This is a genomic window from Flavitalea sp., assembly GCF_035489435.1.
Lineage (GTDB): Bacteria > Bacteroidota > Bacteroidia > Chitinophagales > Chitinophagaceae > DATHKG01.
This window is the reverse complement of record NZ_DATHKG010000172.1, coordinates 1-21,205: the sequence shown is the minus strand read 5'-3', so window position 1 is coordinate 21,205 and position 21,205 is coordinate 1. Positions and strand designations below refer to the sequence as shown.

General features: G+C 41.2%; 18 protein-coding genes and 1 tRNA gene. 9 read left to right on the top strand and 10 right to left on the bottom strand.

Going from position 1 to position 21,205, the window contains the following annotated elements:
* Positions 1–459 precede the first annotated feature (459 nt).
* Positions 460–891 (top strand): response regulator, encoded by a 432-nt coding sequence (locus VK664_RS27430; protein ID WP_461401927.1) that lies wholly within the window; start codon positions 460–462, stop codon positions 889–891.
* Between the two features lie 36 nt (positions 892–927).
* On the opposite strand, the gene VK664_RS27425 is transcribed toward VK664_RS27430, so the two are convergent.
* Positions 928–1,179, bottom strand: a complete 252-nt coding sequence (locus tag VK664_RS27425; RefSeq protein ID WP_461401926.1) for a hypothetical protein — start codon at positions 1,177–1,179, stop codon at positions 928–930.
* 153 nt (positions 1,180–1,332) lie between these two features.
* Between VK664_RS27425 and VK664_RS27420 the strand changes: the two genes are divergently transcribed.
* Positions 1,333–2,412, top strand: a complete 1,080-nt coding sequence (locus VK664_RS27420; protein WP_461401925.1) for a chemotaxis protein CheB — start codon at positions 1,333–1,335, stop codon at positions 2,410–2,412.
* A 175-nt stretch (positions 2,413–2,587) separates the two neighbouring features.
* Here VK664_RS27420 and VK664_RS27415 read toward each other — a convergent pair.
* Positions 2,588–2,662 (bottom strand) — tRNA-Val (locus VK664_RS27415).
* A gap of 162 nt (positions 2,663–2,824) precedes the next feature.
* Positions 2,825–3,244 (bottom strand): response regulator, encoded by a 420-nt coding sequence (locus VK664_RS27410; RefSeq protein ID WP_461401924.1) that lies wholly within the window; start codon positions 3,242–3,244, stop codon positions 2,825–2,827.
* Positions 3,245–3,532: 288 nt separating this feature from the next.
* Between VK664_RS27410 and VK664_RS27405 the strand changes: the two genes are divergently transcribed.
* A complete protein-coding gene (locus tag VK664_RS27405; RefSeq protein WP_461401923.1) occupies positions 3,533–4,387 on the top strand; it encodes a lysostaphin resistance A-like protein in 855 nt (284 codons plus the stop codon).
* A gap of 263 nt (positions 4,388–4,650) precedes the next feature.
* Here VK664_RS27405 and VK664_RS27400 read toward each other — a convergent pair whose 3' ends face one another.
* On the bottom strand, positions 4,651–5,085 hold the full coding sequence (locus VK664_RS27400) for a DUF1810 domain-containing protein (protein WP_461401922.1): 435 nt from the start codon (positions 5,083–5,085) through the stop codon (positions 4,651–4,653).
* A gap of 46 nt (positions 5,086–5,131) precedes the next feature.
* Positions 5,132–6,457, bottom strand: coding sequence for a tRNA (N(6)-L-threonylcarbamoyladenosine(37)-C(2))-methylthiotransferase MtaB (gene mtaB, locus VK664_RS27395; RefSeq protein WP_461401921.1), 1,326 nt, complete (start codon positions 6,455–6,457; stop codon positions 5,132–5,134).
* 34 nt (positions 6,458–6,491) lie between these two features.
* On the opposite strand from mtaB, the gene VK664_RS27390 reads away from it, so the two are divergent.
* From VK664_RS27390 to priA, 4 genes are all read left to right on the top strand, one after another.
* Complete coding sequence (locus tag VK664_RS27390; RefSeq protein WP_461401920.1) at positions 6,492–7,052, top strand: DUF4258 domain-containing protein; 561 nt, start codon at positions 6,492–6,494, stop codon at positions 7,050–7,052.
* Between the two features lie 36 nt (positions 7,053–7,088).
* The gene (locus VK664_RS27385; RefSeq protein ID WP_461401919.1) at positions 7,089–7,664 is read left to right on the top strand and encodes a hypothetical protein; all 576 of its coding nucleotides are present in this window, start codon (positions 7,089–7,091) and stop codon (positions 7,662–7,664) included.
* 310 nt (positions 7,665–7,974) lie between these two features.
* On the top strand, positions 7,975–8,757 hold the full coding sequence (locus VK664_RS27380) for a lysophospholipid acyltransferase family protein (protein ID WP_461401918.1): 783 nt from the start codon (positions 7,975–7,977) through the stop codon (positions 8,755–8,757).
* A gap of 82 nt (positions 8,758–8,839) precedes the next feature.
* Positions 8,840–11,278 carry a replication restart helicase PriA gene (gene priA / locus VK664_RS27375; protein ID WP_461401917.1) on the top strand — a complete coding sequence of 813 codons (2,439 nt, stop codon included), beginning with the start codon at positions 8,840–8,842 and terminating at the stop codon, positions 11,276–11,278.
* A 69-nt stretch (positions 11,279–11,347) separates the two neighbouring features.
* On the opposite strand, the gene VK664_RS27370 is transcribed toward priA, so the two are convergent.
* Both VK664_RS27370 and VK664_RS27365 read right to left on the bottom strand, forming a co-directional pair.
* On the bottom strand, positions 11,348–11,512 hold the full coding sequence (locus VK664_RS27370; RefSeq protein WP_461401916.1) for a hypothetical protein: 165 nt from the start codon (positions 11,510–11,512) through the stop codon (positions 11,348–11,350).
* Between the two features lie 444 nt (positions 11,513–11,956).
* Positions 11,957–12,631, bottom strand: a complete 675-nt coding sequence (locus tag VK664_RS27365) for an NAD(P)H-binding protein (RefSeq protein WP_461401915.1) — start codon at positions 12,629–12,631, stop codon at positions 11,957–11,959.
* A gap of 21 nt (positions 12,632–12,652) precedes the next feature.
* Here VK664_RS27365 and murB point away from each other — a divergent pair, with 21 nt between their 5' ends.
* Both murB and VK664_RS27355 read left to right on the top strand, forming a co-directional pair.
* Positions 12,653–13,681, top strand: a complete 1,029-nt coding sequence (gene murB, locus VK664_RS27360; RefSeq protein ID WP_461401914.1) for a UDP-N-acetylmuramate dehydrogenase — start codon at positions 12,653–12,655, stop codon at positions 13,679–13,681.
* Positions 13,682–14,548: 867 nt separating this feature from the next.
* Entirely contained in the window at positions 14,549–16,909 is a 2,361-nt protein-coding gene (locus tag VK664_RS27355) for an ABC transporter permease (RefSeq protein ID WP_461401913.1), read from the top strand.
* Positions 16,910–16,920: 11 nt separating this feature from the next.
* Here the strand turns inward: VK664_RS27355 and VK664_RS27350 are convergent, their stop codons facing one another.
* From VK664_RS27350 to VK664_RS27340, 3 genes are all read right to left on the bottom strand, one after another.
* Positions 16,921–17,514 (bottom strand): hypothetical protein, encoded by a 594-nt coding sequence (locus tag VK664_RS27350; RefSeq protein WP_461401912.1) that lies wholly within the window; start codon positions 17,512–17,514, stop codon positions 16,921–16,923.
* Between the two features lie 247 nt (positions 17,515–17,761).
* A complete protein-coding gene (locus VK664_RS27345; RefSeq protein WP_461401911.1) occupies positions 17,762–19,291 on the bottom strand; it encodes a sigma 54-interacting transcriptional regulator in 1,530 nt (509 codons plus the stop codon).
* 335 nt (positions 19,292–19,626) lie between these two features.
* A complete protein-coding gene (locus VK664_RS27340) occupies positions 19,627–20,724 on the bottom strand; it encodes a vWA domain-containing protein (protein WP_461401910.1) in 1,098 nt (365 codons plus the stop codon).
* Positions 20,725–21,205 lie beyond the last annotated feature (481 nt).

Sequence of the window (21,205 nt, the reverse complement as noted above, 5' to 3'; positions counted from 1 at the left end):
CAACAACTGTTATAACACTGACATTTTATGGCACCGACAATTATAACACCGACAGTTATAACTCTGCAGCTATAACAATACAGTTATAACGCCGACAGTTATAACTCTGCATTTATAACACTACAGTTATAACGCCGACAGTTGTACCAATAACAGCTATACAAATACTGATTTTACAGCTCTAAGCTGAATACCTACTAATATCTATAGCTATTAATTTTTTTACGTACTAATCCTGTTAACCCGCAGATCGTATATATGGAAATATTGATATAAGTCAAAAAATTCCAGACCTGCTAATGGTTTACCCATATTGATGCAGGATGCCTGTTAATTATGGTACTGATTCCGATCTAAATCGGTTACATTGCAGACAGAGTAGAAATCCTAATATCATAAATCGCAGTCTTGCCGGACATAAAAATTGCCAAACTTCCAGGCTATAAGTAACGATTAAGTATGAATATCCATAATCCAATCATCATTGTTGATGAAGATCAGGACGATCTTCGTTTATTATCCGATGCGCACCAGGACCTCGGAATTAAAAATCCCCTGATTACTTTCCAGACTTGTGAAGAAGTGCTTCCATCGATTCAGAGGATGAAATTGCAGCCCCTGCTGATCATCTGCGACTATCGGTTTCGCACCATGAATGGTTTGGAACTGAAGAGACAATTACTTGAACATAAGAACCCGGAACTTAGACAGGTACCATTTATTATCTGGTCATCTGTGGTAGAACCGTTACACGTTAAGCTGGCAGAAGATCTCGACATCCAGGGCTTTTATCTCAAGCCTTCAACTTTTGTAGAACTACAGGAAATCTATTCATCGATAATCAGGCAATGGGGTTATGCGAGCAGGTCCAGCATGTATTCCCGACAGTAGGAGTTGTGTCGATAGTCTATTATAGTTGTCGATAGTCTATTTTATTTTATATTTTGCCGCCACTGCAAACCCTGCATATTCTCTTTCAAAAGCAAAGTTCAGGTTATATCTTAATTCTGGCTCCACTGATATACGGGAAGCAACAGGAATATTTTTGCTGAGCTTTATCATAGCTCCCAGTGAAAAGGTTGGATCAACATTATAGTCATTTACATTAAGCATTTCAGTTTTATTTTTCTGACGCCAACCAATATAAAAATCAAAAGTTGGTCCGATACTGGCGTTCACTATCCGGGAATAGTATTTGTATAAAACCGGGATAGATAAGAGTCTTTCTGATATGGTTAGTGTAGCGTTTGTAAACGGACCTCCGGGCGATCCCGCAGAATATGAAACAAATTGTGGGTGTTAGTGGATCAGTATTTGATTTAAATTTAGTTTATGAAACTCAGAAATATTATTGTGGTCGGTGCTTCTGCAGGTGGTGTTCCCGCTTTGATAGAATTAGTGACCACATTACCGAAAAATTTTGAGGGTAGCATTTTTGTAGTGTTACATATACCAGCGACATCGCCGAGCAATTTGCCGGAAATATTGTCAAGAGGTGCTCTTCCGGCTAAACACCCCAAGGATGGAGACCAGATAAAGCCCGGAGTGATCTATATCGCGCCGCCCGATCACCATTTATTATTAGAAGAGGATAAGGTTATGGTAAAAAGAGGACCAAAGGAAAACAGATTCAGGCCCTCCATTGATGCACTTTTTCGTTCGGCAGCATATGTATACGGAACGCGTGTTATTGGAATCGTCTTGTCTGGTGTGTTGAATGACGGCACTTCAGGATTGTGGTCTATAAAAAGACTTGGTGGCTTAACTGTGATCCAGGATCCGGCTGAAGCGCAGCATCCGGAAATGCCTTTAAATGTACTCGAATATGTTTCTGTAGATTTTCAATTGTCAATTAAAAAGATTGGTCAGTTAATCGATCGAACTTCGAGAAAGGTTGCGCCCAACAAAAAAGTAGTACCCAAAAAGCAGCTAAAATTAATAGAACTCGAGATCGAGATCGCGATTAAAGACAATGCCTTTGAAATGGGTATTATGGATATGGGAGAATTAACGCCATTCACTTGTCCGGAATGTAATGGCGTATTAATCCAAATTGTCGAGGGGAGATTAATTCGTTTCAGATGTCATACCGGACATGCCTATACAGCCAGTGCCTTAATGGCCGATTTGTCAGAATCCGTTGAAGATAAATTATGGCAATGTATGCGGGGCTTAGAAGAAACCACTATGCTATTGAACAAAGTAGCCCTGCACTTTCAAAATATTGGGCAGAAAGAAGCTGCACATCTGTTCTTAGAAAAAAGCGAAAACACCGCAAAAAGAGCCCGTATCATTCATGACTCTATATTTCAACAGGCAGTGTTGAGCGAGGATATCCGTTATGAAGCCCAAAAGCCCAGGAGAAGTCCCGCGAAACATAAGACGAAAAGCACATCAAAAGCGCAAAGATAAAGGGGTTGGAAATCCGACGGCGTCTCAATTGAAGAACGCTCCTTTCAATATGCAACTTTTGCACGTATCCCTGTTGCCGGTTGTAAACCGGGATGCTCTGAATAAATTGCAATTTTTAAAGTGTTAGATACTATCAAATAAAAAAGGCTCCAATTTCTTGGAACCTTCTAATCTGTGGGAGTTGACGGGTTCGAACCGCCGACCCTCTGCTTGTAAGGCAGATGCTCTGAACCAGCTGAGCTAAACTCCCTTTTCCCTGTTTTGGGAGTGCAAAGATAGGGGAATGAATATTTTAGGCAAATTTTTTTATGGTTTTTTTACGATTTATTCCTTCCATCAAAACCTTGAAATTTACAAGCTGCCGAGACTGGGCTTATTGTCAGAAATGATTGATCATTTCCATGCAATACAATTAAAACTTCGGTTGTAAACTCAGTTCCCAATATCTGAGAATAGCTGAATAAGTAGTCTTTAATTCTTCAAATGTGGGTGGTTTCAGGAAAAAACCTTGCACAAATGTGTCGTAACTTCTTTTTACCTGGACGGAGTTCGCACCCGTAGACCAGATAATATACGGAATGCTTTTATATCTCGTACTGGTATCCTCAAGGATCTTTTTTCTCAGCTCCAGGCCATTTATGATTGGCAGATTGAAATCGCTGATAATGATAAATGGATTTGCAGAAGATTCCTGCAGGTAGTTAATAAGCGCTGCACCTGACTTCAATAAAATAAGTGGATGGGGTACTTTTAGTTCTTCGTGGGCTTCTTTTATCAGATCGAGGTCGTCAAGGTCATCGTCAACGATCACAATTGGGGGATGCGAAGTCATAAAATCAAAGCAATATTAAATAGCCAGAATATAAAAATAAGATTCTCAGGTTTTTTGCCTACGGAAATGTAATCTATAACTCTTTTTTAATAGTAAATTATTAGTTTCCCCGATGATTCCCAACTCCGGCAGCAGTTGAAACATAAGTGTTTTGAATCCAGGGATTAAATGGGTTACATTGGTCATATAATCACAACATTTTGCAGGATTAATAAGACTACTCTTGTAGCATATGTAGTAAAGACTCCCTGGAAAACCAATTGCAAAAATTTCCCTTAACCACTTGAAATGATATTTAACCCTTTCCTTCAACCTGACCGGAATCTTCGTAATATATGGTGGGTTGTGCTGTTTTTTCTGGTGCTCGCGGCTTTTACCCTGCCATTAATATTAGTAGCAACCAGGAATGGGTTCGAAATAACCATAACTCACCAGGTTATCATTATAGTGCTTGCTTCTGTTATTAGCCAGGCCCTGAAAAAAAGACAATTCAGCGAATTAACAGGACAGATCAATATTTCCTGGTTAAAGCGATTAATGCAGGGGATGATGATAGGTGCGACGCTTATGATCATTCCATCCGTTTTGCTTTTGGTTACAGGCCACGTGACCTGGCAGGGTTCCGGTATCGATATCCGGACTCTCACTCTCGGCACATTTATGTTCCTGATGGTAGCTATTGCAGAAGAATTGCTATTTCGGGGGTTCATTTTTCAGCGGTTGATCGATGCTTTTGGTGAATGGCCAGCCCAGATCATCATTTCATTATTATTCCTGTTAACTCATTTGGATAACCCTGGTATGACAGGTAACATAAAATTATTTGCCAGCATTAATATCTTTCTTGCGTCCATCCTGTTCGGATTGGCATATATAAAAACAAGGAGCCTGGCCATGCCCATAGGTATTCATTTTATGGCAAATTGGGTACAGGGTATATTATTGGGTTTTGGTGTTAGCGGAAACGAACAGGAAAGTATATTGATCCCGGTTTTCGGAAAATCACCTGAATATTTAACAGGAGGTGTTTTTGGACTGGAAGCAAGTGTGCCGGGATTGATATGTGTGATCGCAGCTGTTGTAATGATGTACAGGAAGCAAGGGCAAAAAAGCATTTCTCAAAACAATTCTCTGCTTCCTTAAAATTAAAAATCTTCCTTAAAAAATATAAATCTTCTTTAAAGAATAGAAAGCTTCCTTAAAAGTAGCAGCAATTTTGATTATCTACTGAATTGCGTTTTCCTGAACGTAGAAGTTTATTCTTTCTTGTATAAACTGTTTTAACTGTTTTAACTGCTTCAACTGATTCAACTGTTTCAACTGTTTCAACTGTTTCTACTGTTTCAACTGTTTCAACTGTTACAGCTGTTTCACCTGCTTAAACTGTTTGAACTGCTTCAACTGCTTCAACGCTGATCCAAACCGAGAATCCGCATCGTTTGCGGATCTGTCTGGCCATCAAAAAACTTATCCAGCACCAATTGAAATACCGGGTCCGTAGCCGGGATTGAAGCAAACAAACTCATCGACGATCTTAGTTTCATATCATCCGGTATTCCAAATATCATACGTGCATTATTTGATTTCAACTTTAGCAACTCTCCCGAAATGGCCACAAGCCTTTTGCCTAAAACCGGATGCTTAAGATAGTCAACAGCTTCATGTACATCTTTGATCGAATAAAACCTGGAGGTATCAGTTAAGCCAAGTCCTTCAATCTGTGGAAATATATACCACATCCAATGGCTCGTTTTGCGACCCTTTTTTATCTCGTCGAGCGCTACTTCATAATCAGTTTTTTGCGCTATCTCAAATCTTGTGAGGTCTTTATCTTTTGACATGGTGGGATGTGAATATTACCTCAATTCAAAAGTTGTACCCTTGCTATCAAATCTTCCAATCAATCAGTTCATTCACCCATTCGGTTTTGCGGGGAACTGTTACCTTGATATAGTTATCGGTATAACCTTCCATCATGGCATGGTTACTATGTTTTTCAAACAATACTTTTCTTGTCTGACCGGCATGCAATGAAGTAAAGTATTGCATTTTCATGTAAGATAAATTCCGCAGTGTTTTGTTCCGCTCATTCCGAAGGTGAATAGGCACGATAGGTTCAATATCAAGAGCATGCGTATTTGCACGTTCTGAGTAGGTGAATACATGGAGATAAGACACATCCAATGAGTGCAGGAAATCAAATGTGTCTTTAAAATCTTCTTCCGTTTCACCCGGGAAACCCACAATCACATCAACACCGATTGCGCAATGTGGCATCAGCCTTTTGATGAGGTTAACACGATCAGCATATAACCCGCGCTGGTAGCGGCGACGCATCAATCCAAGAATTTTATTGCTGCCACTTTGCAGCGGAATATGGAAATGCGGCATAAACTTATCGCTGTTGGCTACAAACTCTATGATTTCGTTGGTCAGTAGATTTGGTTCGATAGAAGAGATCCGATACCGCGCTATGCCTTCAATTTTGTCGAGCGCCTGTATAAGTTCATAAAAGTTTTCGGCTTGTTTTTTATTTCCATTATTCCCATCATTTCCACCAGGACCTTTGCCAAAATCACCCAGGTTAACACCCGTCAGCACCACTTCTTTAACCCCGGTTGCGGCCAGTTCGTGAACATTCTTCACTACGTTAGAGACGAGATCACTGCGGCTTTTTCCCCTGGCCATTGGGATGGTGCAGAAGGAACAGTTGTAATCACATCCATCCTGCACTTTCAAAAATGTTCGGGTGCGGTCATGCATTGAAAACGAAGCATTAAAACCGGTGACTTCAGAGATATCACAGCTGCAGATCTTCGCAGAATCTGAATCAGCTTTTGACAGTTCTTTCAGGTGCTGACCTATATTGAACTTTTCGGCTGCTCCGAGCACCAGGTCTACACCCGGGATAGCAGCAATTTCTTTTGGTTTTAGCTGCGCATAACAGCCGGTGATAACCACAAAACTTTCGGGAGACTTTCTTTGGATTTTCCGGACCAGGTATCGGCATTCCTTGTCTGCATTTTCGGTAACCGAACAGGTGTTAATCACATAAACATCGGCGATTTCAGTAAAATCCTTTTTTTCAAAACCTTCATCCTCAAGCAACCTTGAAAGAGAAGAGGTTTCTGAGAAATTGAGCTTACAACCAAGTGTGTGAAAAGCCACTGTCCTTTTTGCCGTCATACGGCGACGAAGGTAATATTTATTCAAAACAATACATATCTTGAAGTTTATCCTGAGTTTTATGAGACAGCGGCGGTTGCCTATTTTGGTGGTGATTTTTATTGGGATCCTGGGATTGGTCGTTTTCCGGCTTTATTGTAAGGGAACTGACCAGCGCGAAAACCAGGATAAAAGGGATCAGCAGGAAGCTCCTTCAAAAAGCAATACCGTCTCCGTCGATAAACCGGATCCGAAAAAAAGTTCGGGTAATTCACCCGATGCAGGTTCCCGCAAGGAAACAAATGGTTCCGGTGAGGCAACCACCGACCCTGGTCAGGAAACGAGGGCGGGAGATGAACCAATATTCAACCGAAATCTCATAAAAATAGTTTATTCCAAACACGCCCGTTGTCGAATGGATTGCCGGCGGATCGATGAATCCGAGATTCTTGAAATCCGTGAGGAGGGGAAGGTTAACTATGCCAAAAGCGAGCTCGACTCAAAACGTGATCCGAAGTTTGCACTAGAAGGCATCACGCACGACAAACAACATGTGCGCATTGTATTTGCGCAGACCCCTAATTCCCATGTCGTCGTAACCTGCATCGACCTCGACACTGATTGGGCCTGCAGTTGCAATTAAAACAAAACCAGCATACCATCATTCAACATATCTAAAATGAAACATCGGGTCATTTCTATATGCTGCTTAGTCACAATATTTTCCCCTATAATTGGCTTAAGCCAACAAACTTTTATTTCCTTAGGTGGTGAGATTGCTATACCTAATTCCTACGGATTGAATATGGTTGCAGGTACGTTAACCGGCGGTTCGTTACGCATCGAATCTTCATTTGGTAAACACATTGCCGGTTTGGCTACAATCGGGTATTTATTTTCGTCAAAACAACATCCATTTCCATCCGTCCCCACAACCACTTCGACCTATAAAGTCCTTCCTCTTCAAGTAGGCATTAAATATTACACGAAAGAAAAAGGAGTGGTTCGAAAGGGGCTTTTCTTTTCAGGTGAATTAGGATTACTATTTACAACGACTAACTTTACCTTTGCATCAAATCCGGACGATAAACGGAAGGAAACCGATCTTGGTTTTGCCCCCGGTATTGGTTATTTAATCGGAAAAATAGAACCCAGCTTCCGGCTTCAATTTGATTTATCAGATTCCGGCTTTAATGTATATTATTATAATTTCAGAGTAGCCTATGCCTTTATAAAGAACAGCAAAAGTAGGTAGATTCAATGCCTCAGAATCGGAAAGACAATAGTTCGAAGTTTCCCCGGCTGCAGTTATCTTCTCCGGAAAATCCAGCGGAAATCACCCGAAAGTTCTGTAGTTATTACAGGTTGTTATGCTCATGTTGTAACCAGCACGCATATTTGAACACTTTTCAAAGATCTTTGCTTACCTAACCGAAATTGACTCATAACATAACTCTTTTGAACTAACTTTCATAATTCATAACTTATAACTCTCTTAATTTGTCTTTCATAATTCACAATTCATAACTAATTTCATAATTCATAACTCATAACTCATATCTCTCTTGACCATTGTCATAAAATTCTCACGTTACATATATGCGGTCTATGCGCTGATTATATTTATTCTGACCATGTTCCTGATTTTGCCATTCGTGGTAGTCGCTTCATTTTTTGGGAGAATAAAAGGAGGGAATACTATCTATCTACTCTGCACATTATGGGCCGATCTGTGGTTTTTTTTTATCGGGATCCGTCACAAAAATTATTATGAGTCGCCGCATGATAAACATAAACCTTACATCTTTGTTACCAACCATATTTCTTATATAGATGCGCCCATTATCTGCAAAGCTATCCGCCAACGATTAAGGATACTTGCAAAAGCAGAAACGGGGAAGATTCCATTTTTTGGATTTATATATCGCAACGCAGTGGTTACGGTCGATCGTTCCAATACCGAAGCCAGGTCAAAAAGTGTTAGGATATTGAAGTCAGTATTGAAAAAACAAATCTCGATATTCATTTTTCCCGAAGGAACTTTTAACGAGACCGGGGCACCTCTGAAAACATTTTTTGATGGGGCTTTCAGGGTCGCCATCGAAATGCAGACGCCTATCAAGCCGGTACTTTTTCTTGATGCTTATGATCGGATGAACTATAAAAGTGCATTACTTATTTCGCCGGGCAGATCAAGGGCCGTGTTCCTGGAGGAAATACCTACAGCCGGTCTCCATTCTCAGGACCTCAACTTTTTGAAAGAACAGGTGTTTACAATCATGGAGCAAAAATTGATACAGTATAAAGCTTCATGGATCAAGGCTGAAAACCTTATCAAAGCGGGTTAAATACTGTTCAGTTAAGCGAATTCGAATGTATATTGCCGGTTGACTTGTGCAAGGCAAAGCCTGCCAGTCACCATTTACAAACATGTTTGCAGAAATCATCATACCATTGGCTTTGCCAAAAAATTATACCTGGTCAGTTCCGGCTGAACTGGAGCAACAGGTATTGCCCGGCTGCAGGGTGGAAGTGGTGCTTGGAAAGAATAAAAAATACGCTGGCATAGTTAAACGCCTGCATCATGAAAATCCTTCTTTCGAAGTAAAGGATATGCTGAATGTGCTGGATGTGGAACCAATCATTTTTTCTGAACAGCTGGCGCTTTGGAAATGGATCGCGCGATATTATATGTGTAGTGAAGGCGAAGTAATGGCAGCGGCTTTGCCGGCACATTTTAAATTGAGTAGTGAAAGCATTCTTGTATTTAATGAAGAACATGGGGAAGATTTTGCCATGCTGGAGCAGGATGAATTTGTTGTAGCGGAGGTGTTAAACGTTAAAAAAGAACTAAAGATCACCGATGTTCAGCAACTGCTCGAATCGCCCAAAGTTTACCCGGTTATAAAAAAGCTGATTGAGAAAAAAGTTTGTTTTGTTTGGGAATCGCTGAAGGAAACCTATTCTCCCAAAAAAGAAACCTATGTAATACTTCATTCGGTATATGACTCGGAAGATAAACTGGCAGATCTGCTGAACAATTGGTCGAGGGCGCCAAAACAGATGGAGTTGTTGCTTGGATATCTTCATCTGCAAAGAACTGAAGGCGAGGTTACAAAATCAGGCTTGCTTAAAAAAAGCAATGCTTCGGATGCTCAACTCAAAGGACTGATCGAGAAAAACATACTGTGGATAGAAAAAAGGCATATCGACCGGATCCGGTATTTGCCGCGAGATATACAGATCGATTTTCAGCTGACACCGAAACAGGAAATATCGCTGGAAGTCATTAGTAAATCTTTTGAAGAAAAATCCGTTTGCCTTTTACATGGAATTACTTCCAGCGGGAAGACACTTGTTTATATAAAATTAATTGAGCAATATATCAGGCAGGGCAAACAGGTGTTATTCCTGTTGCCTGAGATCGCACTAACGTCGCAGATCATACGAAGATTGCAAAAACATTTTGGTGGATATATTGGTATTTACCATAGTAAGTTTAGTCAGAATGAAAGGGTGGAGATCTGGAATAAGGTTAAAAACGGCGAGCTGAAAGTAGTATTGGCGGCACGTTCTGGTTTGTTCCTTCCCTTTACTGATCTTGGCCTTGTGATTGTCGACGAAGAGCATGATGGTTCTTATAAACAGCAGGATCCGGCACCAAGATACAATGCGCGTGATGCAGCGATTTTTTATGCTTCTCTTTTTAAGGCGAAGGTGTTACTGGGTAGTGCCACGCCTTCGGTGGAAAGTTATTTTAATGCGCAGTCCGGCAAGTACGGTTTTTCTGTATTGGATGAGCGTTATGGCGGTGTAAAGTTACCGGGTATTGAGTTGATTGATATAAAAAAGCAGTTCAAGGTCGGCAATGAAAAGATCATGGTGAGTCAGCCTATGCAGGCTGCCATAGAAGATTCTATTGAGAGGGGTAAGCAGGTGATTTTGTTTCAGAACCGGCGTGGTTATTCGCCATACCAGGTTTGTAAGGCATGTGGAGTGATTCCGCATTGCCGGTATTGCGATGTGAGTCTCAGCTTTCATAAGAACACGAATAAATTACATTGTCATTATTGTGGCACGGTATATCCGCTGGTGCATCGTTGTGAGGCTTGTGGGAGCGACCAGTTTATCCAGCAGAATTTCGGTACAGAAAAAATTGAGGAGAAGTTGGAAGAGCTGATACCAAAAGCACGTATAGCAAGGATGGACATTGATAGTGTTCGGGGTAAGATGGCGCATGATAATTTAATACAGCAATTTGAGCAGCATCGGATTGATGTGTTGATCGGGACTCAGATGGTGGTGAAAGGGCTTGACTTCGAAAATGTTAACCTGGTGGGCATATTGGATGCTGATAGTTTATTAAGTTTTGCCGATTTCAGGGTGAATGAGCGGGCATTTCAGTTGATGGAGCAGGTAAGCGGGCGTGCAGGCAGAAAAGATGGTGAGGGTAAGGTGATGATACAGGTAGCGCAAACGGGCCACCCGGTGTTGGCCTATGTGGCTGCGCATGATTACGGGCTTTTTTATGAAAACGAAATTCATAGCCGGAAGCAGTTTTTTTATCCGCCTTTTGCGAGGATCATTCAATTGACATTGAAGCATAAGTCAAAAGATGTCGTTGCTGCAGCTGCAAAAATTTTTGCCAGTGCCTTAAAAGATGAGTTTGGATCTTATATGATCGGACCTGCGGAACCTGTTGTGAACCGTGTCAGAAACCAGTACCTGATGGAGTTGCTTTTTAAACTTCCGAAAGACACTGCGCTTAACTCCCGTTGCAAAGCTGCTATTCATGACCAGGTTGCCGTTATGCACAATGATAAGAATTATAAAAATGTAGTAATCATCGCAGATGTAGATGCGGTTTGATTGTTGTGAAATAAGGACATCCGCTGTTTTTACGATTTGATTTTTTCACATCAGAGTTTCCTCCCTGGATTATTTTTCTATCATATCATGAATTCTCCTTCTATTATTTTTTTCTGTCGTATCAGGAATTCTTCTTCTATCTATTAATTTTTCCATCGTATCAAGAATTCTCCTTCTATCTATTAGTTTTTCCATCTTATCAAGAATTCTCCTTCTATCTATTAGTTTTTCCATCGTATCAAGAATTCTACTTCTATCTATAGTTTTTCCATTGTATCAAGAATTCTCCTTCTATTATTTTTTTCTGTCGTATTAAGATATCTCTCTCTAATATTTTTTCTGTCATATCAAAATTTCTCTTTCCATTATTTTACTCATCATCTCAGGATTTTCATTCACAACCATGATGCTTGTTCAACATGATTTGCTACTGCCACGAACTCTTTGAGTTTTTTCTTTAGAGGAACTTTGAAGGCTTGCCATACCTCTTTAAATCTGCCATACCTCTTTAAATCGATCTTTTCAAAATGACCGCTATTTCAGTCAAAGTCTGGTCAAAATGACTGAAATCGCGGTCATTTTGAAAAACCCGGAAATAAGCTATCCCGCTAATCATTCTTTCTTTCTCATGGTCCGCTATTCATTGTCAGCAAAATCTTAGCCTCTAATCTTCCTTAGCTAATGGTTTTGGGCCAAAGCTTCAATTTCAGCATATTGATATACCTGGATTCCTTTTTTTTCTGATTTGGCTGCATTGACCATAGCCCGGGCAACATTCATCGCTTTGACCGGTTTGTATTTTTTCAGTTTTCCGGCAAGCATAAACGAAAAAGCAGGCATCAATACCTGGGCTATCTTTTCAGTTATCCGGGATTCGTTTCTTTCGCCGAGCAATAATGAAGGTTGAAAAATATGCAGTGAAGGAAAATTGATTTTTTTCAGTGCCTCTTCTGTTTCTCCTTTCAGTTTCAGGTAAAAGTTTCCTGAATCGTGATTTGCACCAACAGCCGAAACCAGCAGGAATTTGCTGAAGCCATTTTTAAGACCCGTTTTTGCTGAATTGACAGGGATATCGAAGTCAACCTTGCGGTAAGCATTTTTATCTCCCTTCACTTTCGATTGGGTAGTTCCCACGCAACAAAAAATACAATCGCCGCTGCCCATTTGCTGATCCATGTCAGCCGGGTCTTCAAAGTTAACTAGCTTAACTTCGATCTTTGATTCATGAAAAAGAATAGGGCGACGAACCAGCAGCCTGACATGAGTAAAGGTGGGATCATCGATCAGCTGTTTAACAACAAGATCTCCAATCATTCCTGTAGAGCCGATGACTACCGCGGTTTGTCCGGACATAATTTTTTATTTTTGTACTCTATGCAAGTTCATGAAAATTACCCACTGCGGGATCTAAATACCTTCGGCATCGCTGAAACTGCAAGATATTTTGCATCATTCAGGGATGAATTCGAACTGGAAAAGCTGCTAGCCCACTATAAAAAGCTCAGCGAGGTTTCAAAGTTCCCGCCTATAATACTTGGTGGTGGTTCTAATATATTGCTTACGGGCAAGCTAAACAGAATGGTGCTGAAAAATGAAATCCGGGGCATGGACATCATCAAAGAAGATTCAAACCATGTTTATATAAAAGTCGGGGCGGGGGAGAATTGGCATCACTTTGTATTGTTCTGCCTTGAGAATAATCTTGGGGGCGCAGAAAATCTTTCATTGATACCAGGCAATGTTGGTGCTTCCCCCATGCAGAATATCGGGGCTTATGGCGCGGAACTCCGGGAAATTTTTGATGAACTCGAAGCTTTTGATCTCCAATCGGGAAAAGCTTTTATGTTCTCGGTAAACGATTGCGAATTTGGTTATCGTGAAAGTGTTTTCAAACGGAAATTTAAGGATCGTTTTGTGATCCTGAATGTCACCTACCGCATGAATAAAAAACATGATTACAGGATTTCTTATGGAGCCATCTCGCAGGAACTCGAGAGAATGCGTGTGAAGGATCTTTCAATACAAGCCATATCCCAGGCTGTAATAAATATCAGGACATCAAAATTGCCGGATCCACGGGTGATAGGCAATGCCGGAAGTTTTTTCAAAAATCCCACCGTAAGCGAAGGCGTTTATGAAAAACTCGGTGCTAAATTTCCAGACATTGTTGCCTATCCGCTGGAAGACGGCTCAATGAAACTTGCCGCAGGCTGGCTGATCGAACAATGCGGCTGGAAGGGCTATCGCAAGGGCGATGCGGGCTGTCATGCACAACAGGCGCTGGTATTGGTAAATTATGGTAACGCCAGGGGATCAGAGATAAATGCGCTTGGCATTGAAATCGCGCATTCTGTCAAGAAAAAGTTTGGTGTTCAGTTAGAGAGAGAGGTTAACCTCATTTAGAATTTAGAGAAATCAACCCTGGGATAAAAGTTCAGGAATCTGCATTAATGATGGAGCTCAGCCAGAAATGCTGGGACTCAGCCAGAAATGCTGGGACTCAGTCAGAAATGATGGAGCTCAGCCAGAAAAAGATATAGACGTCATCAACAGAAATTTTCCTGGGTTAAAAGTTGCAGGTACCTGCATTCGCATTGCGGCCCTTCCCGAAAGACGAAATCGGTTGCCCTATGTTTCCTTCGAAATTTTTTGATTGCCTCTCATGTCTCCTTCAAATCGAAGTTTTAAAAATGACCGCGATTGCAGTCAAAGTCTGGCTGTAATGACTGAAATGGCGGTCATTCTTAAAAAACATGGAAAGACAGTAGTCACGAACCCTCGGGTAATCATTTCATAATACAAAAACGCTGGTCAAACGCTGGTCAAACGCTTGTCAAACCCTTGTTACCCTGTTACCCTGGTTAAACCCCGGAGGCAGCAGAGAAATGTTCGGATAGCCAGCATCGCCTTCAATCCTGTCTCTTCCCGAACGGGATATTTAAATTGTACAGGTAATTGATAGATCAAACCGGTCAGTCTGTTGCATCAAAAATGAACAGTTGGTTTCCGCCACTGAATCTAAGGGGCTGAAAAACATCATTTTGCATTATTGGCATTGCAATTGAAAAATTCTAATATTATTCAATTGAACGAACCAGTTGAAGGAATCAAGTTGAACGAATCAATTGGACTAATCAATTACACGAATCAATTTGACTAATCAATTACACGAATCAATTTGAACAAATCAATTTGAACAAACCAATTTGAACGAACCAATTGAACGAATCAATTTGAACGAACCAATCAACTCAACCAATCATTTCGGCTATGATTAAAAGCTACATTTTAATTGCCTGGAGAAACGTGCAGAAAAGCAAGATCTATTCAGCCATTAATATCATCGGGCTGTCTACCGGTATGGCAGTCGCATTATTGATAGGCCTCTGGATCTGGGACGAAGTATCATATGATGATTATTTCAAAAACAAAGAACGACTCGCACGGATTATTGCTACCCAAACTTTTAACGGTGAAACAAGCTCCCATTCAACAACTGTAGTGCCGCTTGAAAATGAACTGCGGACTAAATATAGCTCCGATCTAAAAAGACTATCGCTTATTTCAAAAAATACCAATATACTCGCCGTCGGCGAAAAACGTATCTCGGCTTCGGGAATGTGGGCAGGGCCGGATATAACGGATATGCTCACCCTGAATATGGTTAAAGGCAGTGGTGTTTCGTTCAGGGATCCGTCAACCATGCTTCTTTCCAAATCTATGGCGAAAACGCTGTTTGCTGATGAAGATCCTATCGGCCAGGTTGTAAAAATTGATAACCGCGGTGAACTCAAAGTCGGCGGGGTTTATGAGGATCTTCCCAAAAACACGACTTTTTTTGAAACGGCTTATTTGTTACCCTGGTTCAACAAACAGAACTGGTGGAACACACAAACGGATGCATGGAGCAATCATGGTTGCGAGATTATCGTGGAGTTGAACGAGAACATAGATATCGAAAAAACCAGCGCCAAAATAAAAATGATCACACAGGATCATGGATATGTGCAGAGCAATGAATTGTTGATGTTACACCCGATGGACAGCTGGCACTTATACAGCAAATTTGAAAATGGCCAGCAGGCAGGCGGCAGAATTCAATATGTGATGTTATTCGGTACCATTGGTTTATTTGTTTTGTTGCTTGCCTGTATCAATTTTATGAACCTCAGCACCGCCCGAAGTGAAAAACGTGCAAAGGAAGTCGGGATACGGAAAACAATTGGTTCAGGCAGGCTGGAACTGGCGGTGCAGTTTCTCTGCGAGTCGATGGTTATGTCATTTTTTGCTACCGTTGTCGCCGTAGTACTGGTTCATAGCTCATTGCCATTTTTTAACCGGTTATCGGATAAGGCAATGACCATGCCCTGGAATAATCCTGTATTCTGGCTTATTACAATCGGCTTCACCTGTATTGTAAGCCTGGTGGCAGGAAGCTACCCGGCGTTTTATCTTTCTTCGTTTCGGCCGATCAGGGTTTTAAAAGGAAATATGATTACCGCCAGATTCGCCGCTATTCCACGCAAGGTGCTTGTTGTATTGCAGTTCACTGTATCAATTGTTTTGATCATTGGAACCATCGTTGTTTACCGGCAAGTAAAGTTTGCAAAGAGCCGGCCGGTTGGGTACGAACGCGATCACCTGATCAGCATAAAGATGAACACTCCTGAAATCTATGCTCATTATGATGCCCTGAGAGCTGATCTTATTGCAAGTGGAGGAGCGATCGAGATGGCAGAATCGAACAGCGCACCAACGCAGATTTTTTTTAATAACAGCGGGATGGACTGGCCCGGCCGGCCCGCTGACCTCGATCCGCTATTTGGAACCATTGCAGTAACACATGATTTTGGCAAAACCATAGGTTGGAAGATCGTTGAGGGCCGTGATTTCTCCAGGAATTTTAATGATACGGGCGCGCTTATATTAAATGAAGCCGCGGTGAAAGTGACAGGAATAAAGGATCCGGTGGGCAAAATATTTAAACTGGTGAATAAAAACCAGGTAATTGTTGGTGTAGTGCGTGATATGGTCATGAATTCACCATTTGATCCTGTTGTTCCGACCATATTTCACCTGCAGCCAGGTTGGGTTCACCTGGTTTGTGTTAAGATCAACCCGGAAATGAATATGCAGCTGGCCCTTGCAAAAATTGAATCCATTTTCAAAAAGTATAACCCCGCAAGTCCTTTCGAGTACAAATTTACCGACCAGGAATATGGGGAGAAGTTTTCAGAAGAAGAAAGAGTGGGTAATCTCACAACAATTTTTGCAGTGTTGGCTATTTTCATTTCATGCCTTGGACTTTATGGGCTGGCCTCTTTTGTTGCAGAACAAAGAACCAGGGAGATAGGAGTGAGGAAGGTATTGGGTGCATCCATATTTACGTTATGGAAATTGCTTTCAAAGGAGTTTGTGCTGCTTGTCACCATCTCTTGCATTATTGCCGTGCCTTTGGCTATGTATTTTTTAAGTGGATGGCTGGAGAATTACAATTACCGCACAGATATCTCCTGGTGGATATTTGCCGTTTCTATTTTGGGTGCTTTGATGATTACCATGGTCACCATTAGCTTCCAGGCGATTCGGGCAGCTTTGGCCAACCCGGTAAAAAGTTTGAGAATGCAATAATTCTTCTTCACTCATTTATTTAACTCTTGAAACAGGGTAATCAGGGACTCATCATTTCTTAACCTGAGATCATTTGTCAATGTCATAATTTTCTCCGCATAATCAGGCATTGCCTTCATCAAAAAATTTCGGTCTCTTTTTATCCTGGTGATTCTATTGCCGGGAAGTGCAGCATATAATTGAGATCCTTCCACGTAACGTTTTTTATTTGCGGTACTATACTCTCTATATCCAGTGACAGTTTTGTACCTGTATTTTAACAATACAATTTTACCGTCAACTAGCAATTCGTAAAAAGTAGCCCTGGTGTTCCTGTCTATTGGCGGAAAATTACTTCTGAAAACAAGGCCCAGTGTATTATTTTCTTTATGCTGCAAATAAAAATCCGTGATACTATCTACGAATTCCAGAACCATATCGTCACGCTTAAATAACAACTTGTTATTAAGCATATTGAATTGTAAATACAAGTCGTTGCTCATTTTCCCGTTTGTAAATACTACCCGGCCAGATTCGAATTCATCATTAAGAAATGGACTGCCTTCAATATCAAAGTTCTGGGATCCAGGCAGGGGCTTCCCTGTCAGATCACGTAAAAAAACCATGGTAGGCTTTCCTGCTCCATTGAGAGTAGGTAGAGGTGTTGCTTCCTGGGCAGACCCGGAATAAAAAAAGAGGATGCAGGTTGATAGGATAAAAAGACCCCGGCAATTCCGGGGTCTTTTTATTAAAGATTATTATTCATCAAAGATTGTAGTTACTAGCGGTAATGGATAACAGAATAGTAATGGATAACTGAAAAATTAATTGCTTACCTGAATCTGAGATTGTGTTTATTAATTTAAATCATCGTTAATTAAAATCATCGTTCTCGAAATCATCATCTGCCTGGCCGGCACCACTGCTCATGTTCAGCATGGATCCCATCAGGTCCTTAAATTCGATCTTATTATCAACAATTTTTTTGCTGATTAATGAATAAGAGGCCAGGCCATGCAACACAAATTCCATCAGTAAAGCAGCTTCTTTTTCGTTGGCTGTCTTATAATATTTCTTGACCAGCGAATGCAGGCCATCGACCTTGTAAAGCTGCTGGATCTTCTCCTGGTCCTTTGTATTCAAAAACAGGTTCAGCGCATTGCCTTTATCAAACCAGTTCTGCACGGGTTTATAAGGATTTTCTTCCTGCGGTAATTTTGGATTTCTTTTTTTCTTGAAAGAATCCGGGTTAGGGAAATAAGCCGAGAATTGTGTGCGCATGGCTTTATCTAAAAGATTTGTTGCAACCTGGTAAGGACCTTCCTGTTCGCCTTCATAAACCAGTTCAATCTTACCAGTGATGGAAGGAATAATGCCTGACAGATCACTGATCCAGACCTGGGTTTCCTTTTCGTTATTAATAATAGCACGGCGCTCCGCAGAACTTACCGCATTTTCATAAGCTGAAATACTCAGACGTGCAGAAACACCACTTTTCTTATCGACATATTCACTACCCCGGGCTTCAAAAGAGATCTGTTCGATAGTACGCTTAATCAGGTCGCTGATCGTCACCCTGGATGATTGAACTTCCGGTATATCGGCTTCCTGTTCAGTGATGCTTAAGGCGGTATCGATTGTTTTAGGATAGTGTGTGAGAATCTGGCTTTCGATACGATCCTTTAAAGGAGTAACGATGGAACCGCGATTCGTGTAGTCTTCCGGGTTAGCCGTGAACACGAACATGATATCAAGCGGCATACGCAACTTGAAACCACGGATCTGTACATCACCTTCTTCCAGGATATTAAAGAGGGCAACCTGTATACGTGCCTGTAAATCCGGAATTTCATTGATTACAAATATGCCACGGTTACTACGCGGAATTATGCCATAATGTATAACCCTTTCATCGCCGAAATTCAGTTTCAGATTAGCGGCTTTGATCGGATCGATATCACCGATCAAATCAGCAACACTAACATCAGGAGTAGCGAGTTTTTCACCATAACGTTCTGAATGATGCAACCAGTGGATAGGAGTGTCATCACCTTTTTCGGCTAACAGGTCGCGTGCGAAGCGGCTGATGGGATGGAAAGGGTCATCGTTGATATCACTGCCCTCGATTACCGGTACATATTCATCCAGCAGCATGGTCATCTGGCGGGCCATACGTGTTTTCGCCTGGCCACGAAGACCAAGAAAAAGGATATTATGTTTTGATAAAAGTGCACGTTCAACATCCGGAATCACAGTTTCTTCATAGCCGATGATATTGCTGAAAGTTGCTTCTTTTGCCTGTAATTTTTTGATGAGGTTGTCGCGAATTTCTTCCTTGACTGATTTTGGTTTGTAGCCTTGTTTCTTTAGTTCACCTAGTGTCTTTATTTTCTTAATATCCATTGTTGGTTTTTTATTTGGCAGCTTCAGCAACAGGCTTCAGCTATTTTATGCTTTTGTATGCTATTTTATGTTTTTGTATACTTTGTATACTTTTGTTTGATTTTTTATGCTTTGTATTATTTGTAATCTTTTATTCTTTCTATTCTTTAGTCTTGTTCTTGTATTCTTCTACATTCTTCCTGTATTCTTTTTTATGCTTCCGTATGGAAGTTACCGTACAAATTTCCTGCAACACATGCAGTAACATGTACAGAGATTGTTAAGATAAGGGGCAAGTTCGTTTGTAAATAAACCAATCTGATAAATAAACCAATCTGATCAATAAACCGATCTGATCAATAAACTGTTTTACGTTTTCCGTTCTCGAAGTCTTTGAAGATGAATGAACCGAGCCTGTCCAGTGAGGCAAAAAATGCTTTACCATTATTTGTTTCGGTGAACTCGGTCACAAACCGCTGTAGATAAGGATCCGTGGCGATCATAAAAGTGGTGATGGGTATTTTTAGTTTTTTACATTGGGCTGCCAGGTTCAGGCAACGATTGGTAATCTTCCTGTCAAGTCCAAAACTGTTCTTGTAATACTTCTTACCAATTTTGAGGCAGGTCGGTTTACCATCCGTGATCATAAAAATCTGCTTGTTTGGATTTTTACGCCGACGCAGCAGATCCAAAGCCAGTTCCAGTCCCGCCACCGTGTTTGTATGATAAGGGCCAACTTCCAGGTAAGGCAGATCCTTGATCTCGACCGGCCACGCATCATTGCCAAATACCACTATATCGATCGTGTCTTTCGGGTATTTTGTAGTGATCAGTTCGCTCAGCGCCATCGCCACTTTTTTAGCCGGTGTAATCCTGTCTTCCCCGTACAAAATCATTGAATGGGAAATATCAATCATCAGCACGGTTGAAGTCTGGGCCTTGAAATCGGTTTCCCTGATAGCCAGATCATCCTCGCTCATCATGAAACTGTCGATCCCATGATTGATCTGCGCATTCAGGATCGATGTGGTAAAATCAATTTGTTCCAGGGTATCACCAAACTGGAAAGGTTTGGTTTCAGGATTAATTTCATCGCCCTGTCCGGGTTTGAAACTATGATGGTCGCCGGATTTTGTTTTCTTGAGTTTTCCGAAAATTTCTTCCAGTGAACGTTTCCGGATTCCCTGTTCGGTTTTTGGTGTGATCTTGATCTGTCCTGTTTCTGTGTTGTCTTTTAAATAGCCTTTTTCCTTTAGTTCATCGATGAAGTCGCCCATGCCATATTCGTCGTTGGTAAGATTGTATTCCTTATCCAGCTGGTTCATCCAGTTCATGGCTTCGCCCACATCGCCATTGGTATAGCTCAGCAATTGCATGAAAAGATCCAGCAGTTCTTCGAATTTGCTTTTGCCTCCCTCGCCCGGTTTAAATTTTGAAAAGTTGTAGCCTATCACGCGCAAAAGTTTTAGTGAATCAATTATCCCAATTTAAGCATTATTTGCCAACGGTTTAATTACAAATAAAACGCCTGATTGTTGTGGGATTACATACTGAATCCTGCGATTGCCTCCACCTGGGATGGGTTGGCGGATTTCGTTCCGAACGTAAGGGATTGTCGCCGTTGACAGCGGATGGTCCCGCAAGTGGGAATTGGCTACCAGGCGCTTTTTGATCCCTGATCAGCTTTTTATGATCTGTTGGGCTCCGGTTGCGGACACGCCTTGATCAGCTTTTTAATCATCCCGCAAGTACGGGAAAAAAAGGCGCAGGATTCAGCATCCCGGCCCTTGGGGGTTGGGGTTGGGTGGATGAAAGATCGATCCAGTCGGCATGTAAATTAGTACTTAACTATAAAACCCGTCAAAGGACGGGTTATAGACTGAATGTGGCAGAGGTAGTTTAAAACGGGTATTATAGATTGGTTCATTAGGGGTT